Raw genomic sequence first — 454 nt, forward strand, 5'->3', positions numbered from 1 at the left:
CTGCTGCTGGTGATCCTGGCGGCCATGACCGTGGAGATGGCCATGGGCTTCGCCGTGGCCACGCTGCTGCACCGCAGGCGGCAGACCGACATGACCGACATGGCCGAGGAGCTCTCCCGATGACCGGGTCCCAGGCCGTGCTGCTGGCCGTGGTGGTGCTCCCGGCCGCAGTGGGGGCGGTGCTCGCCCTCACCCGGGCGGAGCGGGCCGCGGCCCCGGTCGCCGTGCTCACCGCCGCGCTGACCACGGTGCTGGCGGCCGCCGCCGCCCTGACCCAGCCTGCTCTGGCATACCCGTTCGTGGCCGGCGCCGACTTCGCGCTGGAGGTCGACGCCCTCGCAGCACTGACCCTCCCGATGGTCGCGGGAGTGACGCTGCTGGTGCTGGTCTTCGCGGCCGGCAGCATCCGGGCGGCACGGCCCCGCTTCCACGGGCTGATGCTGGTCTTCGCCGC

The 454-nt window shown here is 74.2% G+C and carries 1 pseudogene; it reads left to right on the forward strand.

The features are described from left to right. Positions 1 to 119: 119 nt before the first annotated feature. Positions 120 to 454: pseudogene (locus Q0817_RS19990) on the forward strand (NADH-quinone oxidoreductase subunit L); the annotation flags it as partial.

The sequence above is a fragment of the uncultured Kocuria sp. genome, from assembly GCF_947500125.1.
Classification (GTDB): Bacteria; Actinomycetota; Actinomycetes; order Actinomycetales; family Micrococcaceae; genus Kocuria.